The 17201-nt window shown below is 37.1% G+C and carries 15 protein-coding genes and 1 pseudogene; 7 read left to right on the forward strand and 9 right to left on the reverse strand.

The window, feature by feature from the left end:
* Positions 1 to 8: 8 nt before the first annotated feature.
* From M3225_RS07470 to M3225_RS07485, 4 genes are all read left to right on the forward strand, one after another.
* Positions 9 to 629, forward strand: a complete 621-nt coding sequence (locus tag M3225_RS07470; protein ID WP_251392146.1) for a polysaccharide deacetylase family protein — start codon at positions 9 to 11, stop codon at positions 627 to 629.
* 343 nt (positions 630 to 972) lie between these two features.
* Positions 973 to 1542: a LemA family protein gene (locus M3225_RS07475; protein ID WP_251392148.1), complete on the forward strand. Its 570-nt coding sequence runs from the start codon at positions 973 to 975 to the stop codon at positions 1540 to 1542.
* A complete protein-coding gene (locus tag M3225_RS07480) occupies positions 1542 to 2303 on the forward strand; it encodes a TPM domain-containing protein (protein ID WP_374109824.1) in 762 nt (253 codons plus the stop codon). Before M3225_RS07475 ends, M3225_RS07480 begins: the two co-directional genes overlap by 1 nt.
* A gap of 171 nt (positions 2304 to 2474) precedes the next feature.
* Entirely contained in the window at positions 2475 to 3842 is a 1368-nt protein-coding gene (locus tag M3225_RS07485; protein ID WP_251392153.1) for a DUF2254 domain-containing protein, read from the forward strand.
* A 39-nt stretch (positions 3843 to 3881) separates the two neighbouring features.
* Here M3225_RS07485 and M3225_RS07490 read toward each other — a convergent pair whose 3' ends face one another.
* On the reverse strand, positions 3882 to 5186 hold the full coding sequence (locus tag M3225_RS07490) for an aldehyde dehydrogenase (RefSeq protein ID WP_251392156.1): 1305 nt from the start codon (positions 5184 to 5186) through the stop codon (positions 3882 to 3884).
* Between the two features lie 63 nt (positions 5187 to 5249).
* Positions 5250 to 5876 (reverse strand): nitroreductase family protein, encoded by a 627-nt coding sequence (locus M3225_RS07495; protein WP_251392158.1) that lies wholly within the window; start codon positions 5874 to 5876, stop codon positions 5250 to 5252.
* 447 nt (positions 5877 to 6323) lie between these two features.
* Between M3225_RS07495 and gdh the strand changes: the two genes are divergently transcribed.
* Positions 6324 to 7109 (forward strand): glucose 1-dehydrogenase, encoded by a 786-nt coding sequence (gene gdh, locus M3225_RS07500; RefSeq protein WP_034650269.1) that lies wholly within the window; start codon positions 6324 to 6326, stop codon positions 7107 to 7109.
* Positions 7110 to 7251: 142 nt separating this feature from the next.
* Positions 7252 to 8238 (forward strand): DUF4003 family protein, encoded by a 987-nt coding sequence (locus M3225_RS07505; RefSeq protein ID WP_251392160.1) that lies wholly within the window; start codon positions 7252 to 7254, stop codon positions 8236 to 8238.
* A 52-nt stretch (positions 8239 to 8290) separates the two neighbouring features.
* On the opposite strand, the gene M3225_RS07510 is transcribed toward M3225_RS07505, so the two are convergent.
* The 6 genes from M3225_RS07510 to M3225_RS07535 all read right to left on the reverse strand — a co-directional run bounded on the left by M3225_RS07510 (position 8291) and on the right by M3225_RS07535 (position 15883).
* Complete coding sequence (locus tag M3225_RS07510) at positions 8291 to 9052, reverse strand: MBL fold metallo-hydrolase (RefSeq protein ID WP_251392162.1); 762 nt, start codon at positions 9050 to 9052, stop codon at positions 8291 to 8293.
* Between the two features lie 317 nt (positions 9053 to 9369).
* Complete coding sequence (locus M3225_RS07515) at positions 9370 to 9846, reverse strand: hypothetical protein (RefSeq protein ID WP_251392164.1); 477 nt, start codon at positions 9844 to 9846, stop codon at positions 9370 to 9372.
* Entirely contained in the window at positions 9815 to 11998 is a 2184-nt protein-coding gene (locus tag M3225_RS07520; RefSeq protein ID WP_251392166.1) for a site-specific integrase, read from the reverse strand. Before M3225_RS07520 ends, M3225_RS07515 begins: the two co-directional genes overlap by 32 nt.
* Before the next feature lie 29 nt (positions 11999 to 12027).
* Entirely contained in the window at positions 12028 to 13410 is a 1383-nt protein-coding gene (locus tag M3225_RS07525) for a tyrosine-type recombinase/integrase (protein WP_251392167.1), read from the reverse strand.
* Positions 13411 to 13426: 16 nt separating this feature from the next.
* Positions 13427 to 13963: a helix-turn-helix transcriptional regulator gene (locus tag M3225_RS07530; RefSeq protein WP_251392168.1), complete on the reverse strand. Its 537-nt coding sequence runs from the start codon at positions 13961 to 13963 to the stop codon at positions 13427 to 13429.
* Between the two features lie 339 nt (positions 13964 to 14302).
* Positions 14303 to 15883, reverse strand: a complete 1581-nt coding sequence (locus tag M3225_RS07535; protein WP_251392169.1) for a sensor domain-containing diguanylate cyclase — start codon at positions 15881 to 15883, stop codon at positions 14303 to 14305.
* A 114-nt stretch (positions 15884 to 15997) separates the two neighbouring features.
* Here M3225_RS07535 and M3225_RS07540 point away from each other — a divergent pair.
* Positions 15998 to 16141 (forward strand): annotated as a pseudogene (locus tag M3225_RS07540) (family 1 glycosylhydrolase); the annotation flags it as partial.
* A 91-nt stretch (positions 16142 to 16232) separates the two neighbouring features.
* On the opposite strand, the gene M3225_RS07545 reads toward M3225_RS07540, so the two are convergent.
* Positions 16233 to 17051: a histidinol-phosphatase gene (locus tag M3225_RS07545; RefSeq protein ID WP_251392177.1), complete on the reverse strand. Its 819-nt coding sequence runs from the start codon at positions 17049 to 17051 to the stop codon at positions 16233 to 16235.
* Positions 17052 to 17201 lie beyond the last annotated feature (150 nt).

Genomic DNA, 17201 nt, shown 5'->3' on the forward strand with positions numbered 1-17201 from the left:
GAGAAAACATGAACCAAAATTCACCAAAGTATGTTGCGTTAACGTTTGATGATGGACCCTCAGCTTACACGGCTGCTATTTTAAAAATTCTAAAAAGATATAATGTACGTGCGACATTTTTTGTCGTAGGTTCAGAAGCGGAAAAATTTCCAAAGTTGATCCGACGTATTCATAGAGAAAAGCACGTAATTGGAAATCATACGTGGAGTCATCCTAATATCACAACGCTTTCTAAGCGTGAATTGTGGAAAGAAATTACTTCTACAAATGTTCAAATAGAGAAAATAATAGGTTATTCTCCAAAGCTATTTCGTCCACCTTACAGTTCAATAAATGATACAACTCTTGCTGCTATTAAGGAATTGGGAATGACGTCTGTTCTATGGAATGTAGATAGTCAGGATTGGCGTGAAGAAGATCCATTGGCCATCTATCAACATACTATTAAAAACCTAAAAGAAAAGAATCTTATTGTCATGCACGATGGGGACCGATACGGCAGCGGAGCGAGGGATCACATTGTTACTTCATTGCCGAAACTTATTAAGTATTTAATAAAGAACGATTATCGTTTTATAACGGTTCCTGAATTTCACCAAGTGGCATACAAGATCGAAGGATGGTCTTAAGCCAAAAATTATTCGTGAAATTGGTTATTAGCGAGGAAAAAGCCAAAAAGGGAATGGTTCTTAGCCATTCCTTTTTTATATTATGAAACGGAATAAAATCGACAAGGATTACGTGTGCTAAATTATAGAAAGACTAGATAGAGAAAAGTGTTTGAGAAATGAGGAGTTTGCGATGAGAGTAGTATGAAAGTATTTCATCTTATAGAGGGATTGGTTGTTAGAAGATGCTTTATCTACAGCATACGTTCAAAATAAATAAAATTGGTAAATAATGAATCTTTTTTGCCCATGGCTCGTAGTAGTAAGTAGATTCATTATTTTGATGAGGAAAAGAGGTAGTACATTGAAAAACAAAGGTTTGATCGCTACGCTCATTGGGGTAGCGATTGTTGTGATTTACGGAGTTAGCTCTTACAATAGCTTCGTTAGCGCAGAGGAAAATGTAGATAATAAATTTTCCCAAGTAGATAATCAATTAAAAAGACGCTCTGATTTAATTCCTAACTTAGTGGAAACTGTAAAAGGCTATGCTAAGCATGAGCAGGAAGCAATTGACTCAGTAACTCAGGCAAGAGCGCAGTTAGCTGGAGCTAAAACTCCTGAGGACAAAGCAGACGCTGATCAACAATTAAGCGGCGCATTAAACCGCTTGCTTGTAGTGGTCGAAAAGTACCCGGATTTAAAAGCTAACGAAAACTTCAGAAGTTTAATGGATAGCTTAGAAGGAACGGAAAACCGACTCGCTGTAGCGCGTAAAGACTATAACGATGAAGTCACACAATATAATAAATCCGTTAAGAGATTTCCTAAAAATATGTTAGCGCGTACGTTTGGCTTTGATAAAAAACCATATTTTGAAGTAACAAATGAAGAAAAAGAAGCGCCGAAAGTTGATTTTGGGAGCGATAAATGATGAAATTCCTAGCTTCGTTTGCTTTATTATTGTCTCTTTTATGTAATACAGTAAGCGTTGCTTTTGCTGCACCTGATATTCCGAATCCGGTAGGCGATATTTACGTTCAAGATTTTGCTCATCTGTTAAACGACCAGGAAAAAGCTGAAATGAATCAAATGGGCAAAAAGTTAGATGATGAAACCAAAGCTCAAGTAGCTATTCTTACCGTGAATTCATTAGGTGATTCAGATCTAGAAGAGTACGCAAATGAAGCTTTTCGAAAGTACAAACTCGGTGATAAAAAGCTGAATAATGGCGTTCTTATTTTACTTGCTAAAGAGGAACAGAAAATTCGGATTGAAGTAGGATACGGGTTAGAAGGAGCTATTACCGATATCAAATCTGGAGAAATTTTGGACTCTTATGCCATTCCTAACTTAAAAAATGACAAATACGATATGGCTCTAGAAAGTACATACAAAGCTGTTTATAACCAAGTCGTGAAAGAGTATGATTTAGGAAAAGATTTCGAACAAAAAGTGCCAAAAGCATCCGCTTCCTCTGATAGCGGTGTTCATTTAACAACACTTCAAACGCTGCTGATTGCAGCCGTTATTGTGGGCTTGCTTATAGTCGACTTCGTCTTTTTTAAAGGAGCGATTACTCAATTTCTGCTAAACTTCCTTGTAATGTTTGGAGGAAGAGGCGGAGGAGGCGGTAGCGGTCCTCGCGGAGGCGGTGGGGGAAGCTCTGGAGGCGGTGGAGCGAGCCGAGGCTAGTAATAAAATAACGCAAAGAACCAAGCTGGTATAGAACTAGCTTGGTTTTTATGTTTTTGTATTGGCTATATCTTAAAAAAATAGATTTTTTCCATTGTATAAGCATAATTAGAAAATTTAAGGGAACTAAGAAAAAAGTTAGAGATTTACAAATGAAAAGGAAGGTTTTGTATGAACGCATTTAGATGGATAGCTGCAAGGAAACAGCTTTCTCCTCGTGCTTTTAAAGATGAGTTAAATAGCCAAATATGGTTTAGTCCCTTAATTTATGCTCTTTTTTCTGTTCTTTTAGCTGCATTGACGCTGTTTCTTGACTATTATTGCAAAGTAGGAGAGAAGGTTCCTTCATTTTTTTCAATCAACATGAGTTTAACTAATACGTTAGTTAGTACCATTATGCCTGGAATTCTGTCAATTACGACGTTTACCTTTAATTTAATGCTTGTTGTGTTTACATCCTTTGCAGCTCAGTTTTCTCCTCGAGTGTTAAAAAACTTTGCTTCTTCTAAATCTACTCAGCGAATTCTAGGGATTTTTATAGGGAGTTTTTTGTATACACTTTTTGTCTTTCTCTTTTTGAACAGTTCACAAGTAGATGGGTATTTTGCTATTCCTTTTGTGACGACGGCGCTGTCGGTTTTTAGTGCAGGCACTTTTGTCTACTTTATTAATCATTCTGTTAAGTGGCTGCAAGTAAATCACATGACTCAATCGATGAAAACAGCGTCCATAAAAGCAATTGAGACGACAATCCGCGAAGAACTGGAGATTCATCGAACGCAATCTAGTCATAACGAACAGTTTTCCTTTCCTGAAGGAGAGAAAAACCCGGTATATATTCAAACATCTGGCTATATTCAAACGGTGAATTATAGCCGATTGATTCACTATGCCAAAGAGCATAATTTAGTCATAAAAATGGAGCGTGAAGTAGGGGATTATGTGCTCAGCGGAACCGTATTGTTTTATTATTGGTATAGAGATTCTATAGAGGATGATGAAATTGATCACACCATTTTTCACCAATATGTCCATGTAGGGAAATCTCAAACTGATATTCAAGATACTACGTATATTATTACGAAGTTTGTGGAGATGGCGATTAAATCGTTAGGAAATGATGACTTCAAAACGGCGGTTAACTCCATTCACCAAATTAGCGATATTCTTCGGGAAATTTGTGACGCTAGTCAATTCTCTTCTTATTTAGTTGATAATAGCGGTATCATACGAATGGTGATACCTGACAAAAAGTTTGAGGACTTTTTGTATGATGGATTTGCTAATATCCGGCACTATGCTAGACGTAATATTATCATTACAATGGAACTGCTCAAAACGCTTGGAAATCTAGCTGAGGCCATTGGACCAGCTTATTACGACGACATCTGGGAGTTTGCGGTATACATTTCTAAAGGCTTTGAAGAAGAGTATCTATTTGTTCAAGATAAAAAATATTTTTTACATATTCTTTGCGATTTAGCTATTTCTACAGAAAAAGAAGAACAATATGAACAAATGGCTAAACAAATTAACTAGTAAAAAAGCCGAAGTCAACGTGTGACTTCGGCTTTTTTTTTATTTATTTGAACGTTTTAAGATGCTTTTTGCATGTGAAAATGTATCAAAGCTTGCTTTTCCGTGATACGCACCCATTCCGCTGTCGCCCACTCCGCCAAATGGAAGGTAGTGAGATGTCATATGGTTAATCGTATCGTTAATAGAACCGCCGCCAAATGACACGCTGTTTAAAATATGATCTTGGACTGCTTCATCTTCAGAGAAAAGATAAAGTGCTAATGGTTTTGGACGTTTCACGATTGCCTCGATTACTTCTGAGATTTCATCGTATACCATTACTGGAAGAATGGGTCCAAAGATTTCATCTTGCATCACATCGTCTTCCCATGAGATGTTGTCAAGAACGGTTGGCTCAATAAACAGACGAGAGCGGTCCGTTTTGCCTCCCATCACTACGTTTCCGTTCGTTAAGAAATTGCTAAGGCGATCAAAATGCTTTTCGCTCACCACGTGAGGGAAATCTAGGTTTTGTGAAACATCTTCACCGTATGTGTTTGTTACCACTTCTTTTAACTTAGCTAGCAGCTCGTCTTTTACATTTCGTTGAACAAGAATGTAGTCTGGAGCTACACAAGTTTGACCAGCATTTGCAAATTTTCCGCGCGCAATACGTTTTGCTGCTTCTTCAATATTTGCATCTTCGTGTACAATTGTAGGGCTTTTTCCACCTAGTTCTAGTGTAACAGGAGTTAAATGTTTGGCTGCCGCTTCTGCCACAATTTTGCCGACCATTGTACTTCCTGTAAAGAAGATATAATCAAAGTTTTCTTTTAGTAAAGCAGTGCTTGTTTCTACTTCTCCTTCGACTACAGTCATGTATTCTTCAGAGAAGTTCTCGTTAATCATTGCAGCAAGAAGGCTTGACGTATGAGGTGTTAATTCAGAAGGTTTTAACACCACGCAGTTTCCTGCAGCAATTGCTCCTACTAACGGTGATACAGCAAGTTGGAACGGGTAGTTCCATGGTGCAACCACTAGAGCTAAACCGTACGGATCTTGATAAATATAGCTTTTTGCTCCCGCATGAGTAGATGGCGTTTCTACTTCTTTTGGCGCTGCCCATTCTACAAGGTTATTAAGCGCAAAGTCGATTTCGCTTAGCACAAGGCCAACTTCTGCACGTTTTGCTTCAAACTCTGGTTTATTAAGATCAGCTTTTACTGCTTTTAAAATGTCGTCTTCATGACGCACAACAAGTTCTCTTAATTTCTTTAGCGTCTCCATACGGAACACAACGTTTTTTGTTTTACCGCTGCGAAAGAATGAAAGTTGTTTTTTTGTAAGTTCTTGATAGTTATTCATCAGAGAGTCTCCTTTTAATTCACATTTTTAGCTCTTTATTCAATGAACAGAACTAGCTGCTGCTTATTTCCAAGTTGTAACTGTATTGACCGGTAAACGGTAAGAAGCATGGCCTTCGCTTGCTGCTTTTCCGATTGAGATAAGCATAATTGGAATATAACGTTCTTTATCCAGACCGAATGCTTCTGCGATTAATTCTTTTTCGTATCCGCCGATTGGATTTGTATCATATCCGTGAGCGCGAGCAACAAGCATAAGCTGCATAGACACAAGACCTGAATCAATCAAAACGATGTCCTTCATATCTGCTTTTGGCATGTTTTCATAAATCGGCTTGAAGAAATTCAGCTGCTGTTCTTTAATGTCTTGAGGCATATACCCAAGTTCTACTGCTTTACCGAAAATTTCGTCTGCATATTCGACGTTGTTCATATCACCAAATACGGCAATAACAGCTGAAGATGTATTAACTTGTTCGCTGTTAAACTTCGCAAGTTCAGCTAACTTTTCTTTTCCTTCTGGTGTTTCAATTACAACAAAGCGCCACGGCTGCATATTAACAGAAGAAGGAGCGCGCATAGCTTCTGTAAGGATTTCTTCCATTTCCTCACGGCTAATTTTTACTGAAGGGTCATATTTTTTAATTGAACGGCGCTTTAAAGCAATTTCATTAAAATCTTTTATAGGCATAGTAATTATTCCTTTCTCGTGTGGGTTTAAAAATATTTATTGTGCATTTTCATATTTTTAATTGCGGACAATTGTTTGATATATCAATAATTGATACATCAACAATATAATACATTGATTTGAGAATTGCAAGGGAAAAAGTTTAAACTTTTGAAAAGGTGTTAATTGGAAGTGTGAAGCCATATCCTAGGGGAACAAAGATGAAGAGAGTACGTGGTAAAAATAAATAATAAGAATGATAAAACAAAAAGTTTGACTACTTTATTTCTCTTGGTTACGATAAGTAACGAAAAGGAGTAAAAGTGAATTTGCTACTTTTTAAATGAATGACAGTTTGAGAAAGAAGAGATAGATAAATGTTTATTCTCTTTTTAAAACCTAAACTGTATTTGTAATTAGTACAGTATAGTAAGACATATTAAGCAGGAAAAGTAGGAGGACTTCAAGATGTATACAGATTTAAAAGATAAAGTAGTTGTTGTAACAGGCGGATCAAAAGGATTGGGACGAGCAATGGCCGTTCGTTTTGGTCAAGAACAGTCAAAAGTGGTTGTAAACTACCGCAGCAATGAAGACGAAGCGCTAGAAGTAAAAAAAGAAATTGAACAAGCTGGCGGTCAAGCGATTATTGTTCGAGGTGACGTAACAAAAGAAGAAGACGTTGTGAATCTTGTAGAGACAGCTGTTAAAGAATTTGGTACATTAGACGTTATGATTAATAACGCTGGTGTTGAAAATCCAGTTCCTTCTCATGAATTATCATTAGAAAACTGGAATCAAGTCATTGATACAAACTTAACAGGCGCGTTTTTAGGAAGCCGCGAAGCGATTAAATATTTCGTTGAAAATGATATTAAAGGAAACGTTATTAACATGTCTAGCGTTCACGAAATGATTCCTTGGCCACTATTTGTTCACTATGCAGCAAGTAAAGGCGGTATGAAACTAATGACGGAAACATTGGCTCTTGAATATGCGCCAAAAGGTATTCGCGTAAATAACATTGGACCTGGTGCAATCGATACCCCAATCAACGCTGAAAAATTCGCAGATCCAGAACAGCGTGCAGACGTAGAAAGCATGATTCCAATGGGTTACATCGGTAACCCGGAAGAAATCGCATCAGTTGCGGCATTCTTAGCATCATCACAAGCAAGCTATGTAACAGGTATTACACTATTTGCTGATGGCGGTATGACAAAATATCCTTCTTTCCAAGCGGGAAGAGGTTAATAAATAAAACTGAACAAACAGACCTTGGAATATTCCGGGGTCTTTTTTATATGTAATAAATACATAGAGGATTTACCAAATATTGAAACTTTTATTGAGATATTACGTATATAAGCTAACGATGAATAAAGGAAGTGTTGATATGCTCCCGGAAACGATTCAACAAAAAGTAGATCAGTATAGAGGTTTTTATACACGTTTAAAAAATGAGCTTAAATGGAAAGTAGCAGACCCAAAGCAGTTTATGGCTATCGCTTCTATGTATGTAGTGAAAGGCAAATCGCTCCAACTTCAGCATTATATAGATTTAAGTGACTATATTAAGAATCAAGTAGGGATGTTTTCTACATTAAAATCATCACAGCGGTTTACGATAGCAGCCATGCTAGATACCCGCTATAAGAATCCTCAAGATACGTTTCGTGAATTTCTTGATGTATATGATCAATTGGTACAAGGCGGATTTACTAGAGGAGCATTTACGTATATTGCTGCGTCAGCTATGCTGTCGAATGAGTCGAGTCGAAATCATAAAGAAATGATCCGAAGGTCAGTAGAAATTTATCAAGGAATGAAAAAGAAGCATCTTTTCCTCACATCAAGCGGTGATGTACCTCTTGCTGTGTTGTTAGCTGAAACGAGCGAATCCGTCGATGATTTGATGCATGAAATCGAAAACTTTTATACCACATTAGCGCAGCATGGATTTAAAAAAGGAAATGACCTTCAATTTCTAAGCCATATTCTCTCGATCGATAAAACGCTAGATGCAGATACACTTATTGAAAGATGTATATCGGTAAAAGAAATCTGTGAATCTGCAGGTATCAAAGTGAAAGCAATGCATTACCCGATCATCGGCTTATTAGCGCTGTTTGAAAGACCAGAAAATGAAATTAAAGTCATTTATGAAGTGGTGAAACAGCTAAATGCAGACAAACTTTTTAAGTGGCACAAAGATATCAATGTTATGCTGGCGGTTAATTTAGTTATCAGTGAAAAACTGACCGATTCTAGACTGGTCGAAACAGGCATCTATACAACGATTGAAACGATTATTCAAGCCCAGCAAGCCGCTATGTTGGCGGTTATCGCAAGCACTTCAGCAGTTACTACTACTTCTTCTTGATAAATAAAAAGCTATAAAAGAAAACGAACAGAGACTTTCTGTTCGTTTTTACTTAAAAGGTATAGGCTTCGCCATCATTTGGAACAAAGACGTGAGACGCCATTTCTTTTTCTTTGATAAAGCTTTTTAATTCTTCTCGTGATAACGTCCAGTGATTAACAGCTTCCATATGGACAGAAACAATGGTAGCATAAGGGGCCGCTTTGTACACCTCGTAAATATCTTCTTTCCCCATCACAAGAGAACCGCCTTCTAAAAATTGATTATCTCCGCCGTTTACGACAATGACCTCTGGTTTATGTGTGTTGATTTCTTCTTGAATAGCGTCATACCATACCGTGTCCCCAGCAACATAGAGCGTTTTTTCGCGAGCGTGTTTAAAAACAACTCCGCATACTAAGCCGGCAAGCTTTAAAATTTCTCCTCTTCCGTGTTCGCCTTTTGTTTTGGTTAGTTCAATGCCTTCAAAGACCGTGTTTCTTGTTAGTGCTTCTACATTTTTAAAACCGGCATCTCTTACTACTGCGGCATCTTCTTCATTTTGAACAAACATTTTAATATCTTTTGGCAAAGCTTGTTTAGCTGCATCGTCAAAATGGTCTAAATGGAGGTGAGTGACAATAACTGCGTCTATATCACGAATAATCTCTTCAACGGATGTCGGTAAGCTCACTAAAGGGTTGTTTTGATCTTGTCTGATTGAATTTTGGAAAGGAGGGTACGTACCTTTCTCAGCTAACATGGGATCGATTAAAAACTTTTTGCCTGCGTATTCGACAATAAGAGTGGCATTACGAATTTGTGTAATCTTCATCTGTATCTCTCCTTTTTTTGATCTACATATAGTTTATAGGATGCTCTATTTGCAAATACATAGATAAAATCAAGTCTTTTAGCACTTTTACTTGATAATTGAAAGAATGTTAGCGATATTTTTTAAAAAGCAAAAAGAACCGAAACAAGACTTTTTACTGAAATTTAATCAAAATAAAATTTGAGGCTTTAATTAAAAATTGGTACATGTTGTTAAACAATTATAAGGGATAAGAAGAGGAGTGGGTTATACCACTCCTTTTATCACGACATGTTTTTGTATTTTTATCACGACAACTTATGGTGTTAAGTTAGTCTTTATCCCTCATACGTCTCAAATAACCTTTTCAAATACTCTTCATTTCTTTTTGCGATATACTGCTCAGCTTCTATTAAACGTGTTGCTAATTCAGCTTTCGTAAGGCGCATATATTGTTTGTAAACATTCTTTAAATCCCTGTCGGGATTTAATTGTTCGAATTCGCGAAAGGTATGTTTTTTATTTTCTCGATAGGGACGATGTTTTTCGAGCTCTTTCTGTTTTTTCTTATAGCTCTTACTTTTTTCTTTATAATACGCATAGAGTTCTTCATGATTTCTAATCGTATTAAAATGAATTCCTTGTTCATCAAGCTCTTTTGTCTTTTTAGATACATTATGCAGAGTAACATCTTTACCCTCCGCAAGGAGGTCATCTATTGCTTGTTTACCTAGTTCAAAGGAGTTAACCTTTCGTTTCTCATATTCACTCTCTAAGCCACTTTTATGGTTTTCTAATGATAAGTTTTGGTTCATTCTCCTTATCTCTCCTATACTCTTCGATTAATGCTATTTCTTTCAATTCAACTTTGGCATCATGTATGGTTTTTTTTATTTTCATCACTTCCAGATTAAAGCCTTTTCCTTCGTAAAATTCCTTCGATTTTTCTGCCCAGCCTAGAAAATCAAGTAACTCATGCTTTTGTTCTGGTTCAGGTATTTTCGTACCGCAGCCTATGCATTCAAATTTTATTGGGCAAATCTTATTGGTAACACATGTGCCCCCAACCGTCTTACTAAAGGGTCCACTAATTTTTCTTTGACGTTCAAAAAGAGCTTGTAGCTCTTCTGGTTGCCTTAAAACTTCTTTTATCATGTCAATTTGAGTAATCATGGAGGTGTGAAAATCAGTGACGACATTTGCTACTTGGCTTTGGGTAGGCTGAGAGTAATATCCTGTAACCTCTAAATCCTTTTGATTCAGTATCATTGCTACCACATCAACGGGAAGTTCCTCTGTCTGTACCGCATGTGTTGCAAATCCGTGGCGTAGTAAGTGAGGTTTCAGCTTTACCAACTTCTTATCTTGTGTCTCATAAATCAATCCGAAACAGATGAAGTTCAAAATAGCTGCAAAAGTTTTATGTCCAAAATGTTTACCATGAAGCTGAAATAAATAGGGGTGTTCTGGTCGTGATAACCCATTACTCTTATGATATTGAAATTTCACTTTTGGAATTGAGCCCTCATAATTTACATCCCTAAGGTAAAAAACAATTTCCTTTATTAAATCAAAAGTATCTTTGTTAACATAAAACACTGCAAGTTCATCTCTTCCTTTGGGTATAGCTCTAAACATATACGAAGTTTTTACTACATTTGTTTTTTGGTCATTGATAGTTCCCTGGTCCAAACACCCAATACCCAAATGAATTTGAGCCACTTCACCTAATCTTGCACCTGACGAAGTAAATATATCTAGTATTGTCGCACCGAACAGAGCTGTAATGTATAAAACTTCAACGTTCATTAAGATGCCATCGGCATATCTCTGAGAGTTAGTTATAAAAGTCCCTTGTGCTAGAAGACCTTTGTGAGAAGGAAGGAAAGGCGCATTATTACTTTCTACTCCTGTTTCCTTATATCCGTACATTTCCAGTATTTTCAGCTTTTCATTTATTTGTTCTTCACTTAAATATTGAAACCAACTTCCCACTAATTGATGCTCTAAAATGGGTAAAAACCAAAAACCTTCGGTTTCTTCTAATGGCTCGCCAGTTTCGTCATCTACTATTTCTGCCTTTAAAAACTCGACAAAGTACTCGTTCTTCTCTTCTGAAAAAGTAGACTTTCGTGCCTTTGCTTTATTAATGGTTGTTGAAGTGAAGTTTTCACTATGATGAAGTGTGAACGATGGCTTGTCCCATAACCGAAAAGAAAAAAGCTCCTTTGATACCTCTCCACGTTCCTCATTTTCAAGATAAGCAAAGTCAAAAGGCAGGGGGTAATTGTTAGTTTTTACTACTTCCACAGCCTCTAGGTATTTCCGCCGCAAACGCCTAACTTGGTTCAAACGAAATCCACCTTCGGCACGGATTTTTATAAATTCTTTGGAAATGGCGTCTGTTTCAGATTTTCGTTTACTTTTAGCTGCTTCGATGGCTGATTTTGAAACATTAAAATCTCTTCCATCTAAAGTTGGTAGAGGGAAAAGAAAAGGAGTAAACATTTCTTTTTGTTCCGTTGCTAACTTGGTCGAATACCATTTATGCACTTTTCTACCAAAGTTTTTATACGAAAAAAGGAATGAACTTCTCTTATTATCTGAATGAGAGGGAAGAATCTCCCGTCTTAAATAATTGGATAGGTGGATATCTACATCAAAATCATGAACACTTGCCAATTTAAGTTCTTGAAAGAGTTCTCTAAGAACAACACACATCGGGCTCAACCGAGCCTTAATAGACGCGGGATTCAAGTTTAGATTTGACGTTACTATCAACGTTAATGCTAAGTGGTTTGTAAAAGGATAACCACAACAGTTGTTTTTGAAGTAACGCAAATGCTCAGGATGAACCTTATCCCAAAGGTAACCTCGTTTATCCTGATAGACAAGGATGTCGTCATTAACTTTGCCTTTTAATTCTTGATACCATCGTTTGCTTTCTAATTCATCCATCACCATCATATGCCAACACCCCTTGGTTCATCGATAAGTTAACTATTAAGTTCTTCAATAAAACTCATCAGTTCATGTTGTTTTTCAGGCATTTGAGTAACCTTATTTCGAGGTTCGACCGAAGGTTGATGAGTCCTCTTACGAGTTTCTCTCTCTTTTAAATACTCCTCTCTTTCCTTTTCCATCCTTTCTAGAAATCTCCTATGCTCCACTGTCACATAATCCCTTTCATCAACGTGGTGCTCATAAACTTTCATTGTGTCTGCTTTTGCACTCCAATTCATATAAATTCGCAACCGTTCAATTGCCTTGTCCTGTTCTGTCTTATCCTTGTATTCTTCGCGAATCATCCGAATGCTACGGGTCACGAACCAATGACGAGTTTTATGAATGTTGATTTTTATTTCTGCTTTGTCCGTGATAGTTGACCAATTTTTTAGAAAGGCATCATAAGTGTAGGGATTTCCATGCTGATTAAGAAATATGGGAGCTTCATCAGGCATGTTATTCATTTTCAAACCTTTTTTATCAACTTTCTTTCTCTCACCATGGATATAACGGTCAAGTAGTTTTAGTGTGTCATTATCGACTTTTAAAAATTTTGTTCTTTTTCCATGGCTTCCTTTATTAAAGGTGGCAAACTCACCTTTATCATTCCTAGCACGATAGTCACCAAATGTGAGCTCAATGACCTCTCTTGCTCTTGCACCCGTTTGAAATAACATTCTAGTAATAATTTCATCTCTAAGTTTCCACTTACTATCATCTCCTGCTTTATAAATCATAAAGGGGAGGTGAGGGTCATCAATAATCTGAGGTTTCCACTCGCCATTTATAACCTTAAAAAAAGAGTCGGTTAATCTTCGAGCTCTTATAGGTAGTGGTTCTTCTGTACCTGCCTCTTTAGGCATTCTTGGCTTTCCTTCCCTCACGCCTTCTCTTTGGTCTCGGTGCTCTTCTAAAATAGCGTGTGCATCGATAAGTGGATTGGGGTAAAGATATATCTTTACATGTATCATGATTTTATAAAAAAATTTTAAAGCACTTAACATCCTGCTGACCGTATTAGGGCTTTTCTGTGTTAACTTGACATTGTAATACGTTTTGCTATCGCTTGTTGTAACCTTACAGTGAGCTTCATGCATTAAAAAATCCTCTATTGCTACTCGTACAATATGAGGTTCATCATCCCACTTTACAGTTCTTCCTTGGTAATTACTGTCCGTATGCAGCCAGGTGAAAAAGGTATAGAGTGTTTTTAGATAGGATTCAGCACTGCTTTCTGCAATTCTGCCTAATGCCTCTTTATAAAAAACAGTGAGAGGCAAGAACGGTTTAAGATGTTTGTCCAATACAATTAACTTGAACTTCTTAGCCATTGCCCCTTCGGGGCATTTTACATGATGATACAAACTTCCCATCGTTATCTAACCACCTTTATTCTTCTTTGAGCCAATTGTAGAGAGGGATGGTTCCTGTACGTTGTTCGTTTAAGGGTGACGATTTATAATCATGTTGAGTGAAATCGACTAATTTCTTTTTTTCTCCATTTGTAATCGGGTCTGGTATCCAGTTTTTCGTTTTAGCAGCTTTAACAAATTTGTAGGGGTCATCAATAGGTCTACTTTGCTGTCTTAAAATGAGGCAGATTTCAAGTGCACGTTCTAACGGTAAAGAAATCAAAATTTTCTGAATATCCTCGGTAGGAGAAGCGAGAGTTGCTACTTGATATGCCAACTTAACTAATTCAGACTTATTGAAATCTTGAGAGGTAGTGGTCTTTTTATCTTGAACTTTTTTTAGAGCAGTACCCGAAAGGGCTGCCACATCGCTTGAAGGTATCTTCCAACCTTCTTTGCGGCTGTTTTGGATGGCACCTGGAAACATTCCATCTTTTATCTTTCTTTTTATCGTTTCTTCATTCTTGTAGCCCAAAAGGGCTGTTACTTCTTTAACCGAGAAATACTTTTCCATAAAGACCCCCCATGCTAATGAAAGAATTTAAGATAGTGTTAAACAAAATATATGTTCTATTTTATGTTAACTAATAAAGGAAGGTCAACCATTAATTACTATTTCGCTTCAACTAGTAAGATGTAGTAATAAAAGTGGTGATAAAAAGGTTAAATGTAGCGATAAAAGTCTCAATAAAACCACAAAATGTCGTGATAAAACGAAGAAAAAATCATGAAAAAAAGGCGAATTAAGCAAAGTGCTGATACGCCTTAAAACTACATTGTTAAACAACATGTGTCGTCGTGTAGTAATTACTAGATTTCTTTAATTATCTTAAATTCAGTATTACATATTAGTTCAGGTTCTTTTTAGGATTTCTTTTATCTCTTCATACACACGTACTTGGTTGCGTCCGTTTTGTTTGGCAGAGTACAGGGCGATATCTGCTTTATTTAAAAGGTCATCTAATGTTTCATTTTCTTGTTTTGCTGCTTGTGCTACTCCAAGACTGAGCGTAACAGAAATGGTTCCTTCATTAATTAGTAAAGGCTGAGTCTCAACGTGCCTGCGAAGCTGATTGGCAAGGACTTCAGCTTCTGATGATGTATAGCCCTTTAGCGCGAGTACAAACTCTTCACCGCCGTACCTAGCAAAAAGCGCTACTTGCGGTAATATGGACTGACAGGCTTTTACGACATGTACAAGCACTTGATCGCCGGCAGAATGACCATACGTATCGTTCACTTTTTTAAAATAATCAATGTCAATTAAAAGAAACGTAAAAGAAGATGCGAACTTCTTTGCTTCATCGAATGCTTGCTTACTGTGCTGAAAAAAAGCTCTGCGATTATAAATTTGCGTGAGCTCATCGTAATAAGCTTGATTTTCAAGCTTCAGCTGAAGTCTTTTTAGCTCCGTAATATCTGTAAAAATAAGCAGCAAACCGTGACTATTGTTAGCATACTGCAAAGGGGAGGTACGAACTTGATACGTATACTGAGATTGATCCCAAGAAGAAAGCTGCAGCTCCTGGCTGCTTTTTGTATTTTCTAATGTAAAAGGAAATGAACTGCCCGATAACGTTAACCAAATATCAGCAAAACGTTTTCCAAACATCGATTTTTTCAGCTGCGGAAACATGTTCTTAGACGCTAGGTTAAATTCAATTAATCTATAAGCTTCATCAAGCACGATAACACCATCATTGATGCTGTTAAATATCGCGTCTTTAGCGATAGGCATGACCGTAAACATACGAGACGAGTTAATAGACCATAAATATAAGAAAGAAGAAACCCATAAAACCATAGGGACTGGATCAATTCCCTGCGGCGTAAAGCCCATTAAATAAATGAAAGCTGTGACCATGGGGACTAATTGACCAACCATCAATGCGATTAACTGCAGGCGGTAAGCTTTTGCTGTTTCCTTCCAGCGGTAAACGGCGAGCAAAAAAGCAACAAACATAGATGAAAAAATGAACATCCCATGAATCATGTACCATGTCCCAATTTCTTGATGAATGTAAGGAGCACCTAAAACTGGGTCAATTTCAAACACTCGGTAGTGAAGATGATGCCAGTCATTTGTTGCCACCATGATTAAACTAATAAAAGGAATGATAAAAAGTGCCAAAACATGTTTTTTTCTTACTTTTATGCCTACATACTGCATAACAAACAGCAGTCCTGCAGGAGGTGAAAAAGGCATGCCGATGTATTGAATGACGGTCCAAAATTTCATTTCCCCGAGGGTGACAGATAGTAAGCTAAATGCCGCACCAATACAATAAATAGTGGTGAAACCTGTATGAAGAATAAATAAATGCGCAATGTTGGCGTAGTGGTGTCGCTTAATAAATACATAAAAACACAAGTATAAATTAAGAACACCGGACGTGCAGATAAGCGTTATATAAGCTGTTAAATCTAAATTCACAATTGTATCCCTCGATTAAGAAAGCATTTTTAGTTAAATGTAGCACAGTTGAAATAAAATGTGGATGTTTTATGTGGGAAAATAGTAGAGCCGGAGATAGTAGAGGGACTATAAGGCTTTATTTACGTGGATCAAGACGATGAAGGAAAGGGTACTCTTAAACGATCTAAAAAAGATTCCTTTTACTGGTATCAACAAGTAATTGAGACAAATGGAGAAGATTTATCTTCACACAGAAAAGTCAAAGCTACACAGTAAAAAATATATGCCTGAAGACACCCAGATGAAGGAACATCGCGTGTCTTCAGGCATGTTTTCATTGGTGTACAGTCTATTTAAGTTCACCGTTTTACAAAGGTGCCACCTGCATTTTTTTCTGTCTAAAAAAGACCCAATCTGTAAAGCCTATTTCTTTAAGGCGCTTTTTTACCAATTCAAAGTCGTCACCAATGCGTTCTGGGTCATGGGCATCGGAGCCAAATGTAATGTTTACCCCGTAGTGCAGTGCTCTTTCTAAGATATCGTCTGCAGGGTACCAGCCTCCGCAGTCTTTGGTCTTGCCTGATGTATTCACTTCTATGGCAATGTCATGTGCTGAAATCACTTTTAGCGTCTGATCAATTACAGCTGTCTGGATGGAAGAAAAAGAGGGATAGAATCCTTTCATAGCATCAATATGACCAAGGATCTGAAACATTCTGCTCCGAGCGGATTCTTCGATCAATTGATAATACGTTTCTTTCGTGCGCTGTTTTTCTTGCTGAGAAAGTCCTTCCCAACGCGTCTTATGAAAGATACTAATTTCATCAACTTGATGGACAGAGCCAATTATGTAGTCAAACGGATATTTTTTATAGTTGCTTTGGTATATCCCCGCATAATCCGGAAAGAAATCAGACTCCACACCTAACAGCACTTCAATTTTTTCTTTATATTCTTCTTTTAGTTTCAAAATCTCAGCTACATATCCGGAGAATGCGCTTTTTCCCATAGCAATGTGAGGGTACGGCTGGTCTTCTTCGCTCGCAAAATAAGGAGAATGATCCGAAATCCCAATGATGTCAAGGCCTTTATCAATAGATGCCTCTATATAATCTCGAATCGTTCCGCGAGCATGTCCGCATCGGTCGTGATGGGTATGAAAATCAAATTTTAAATCAGCGTTCATTTATAATCACCTCTGTTATCTTTTTATGTAGTTTATAGAATATTCTACAAAGAAACAACGTATCCCCCCATAGAAATGGATTAAGAGAATATTTCTTGGGTTTGCCGCTGTCCCATATAATAAAAAGATTGTACAGAAACAAATTATTTT

It is taken from the genome of Priestia aryabhattai, from assembly GCF_023715685.1.
Classification (GTDB): Bacteria; Bacillota; Bacilli; order Bacillales; family Bacillaceae_H; genus Priestia; species Priestia aryabhattai_B.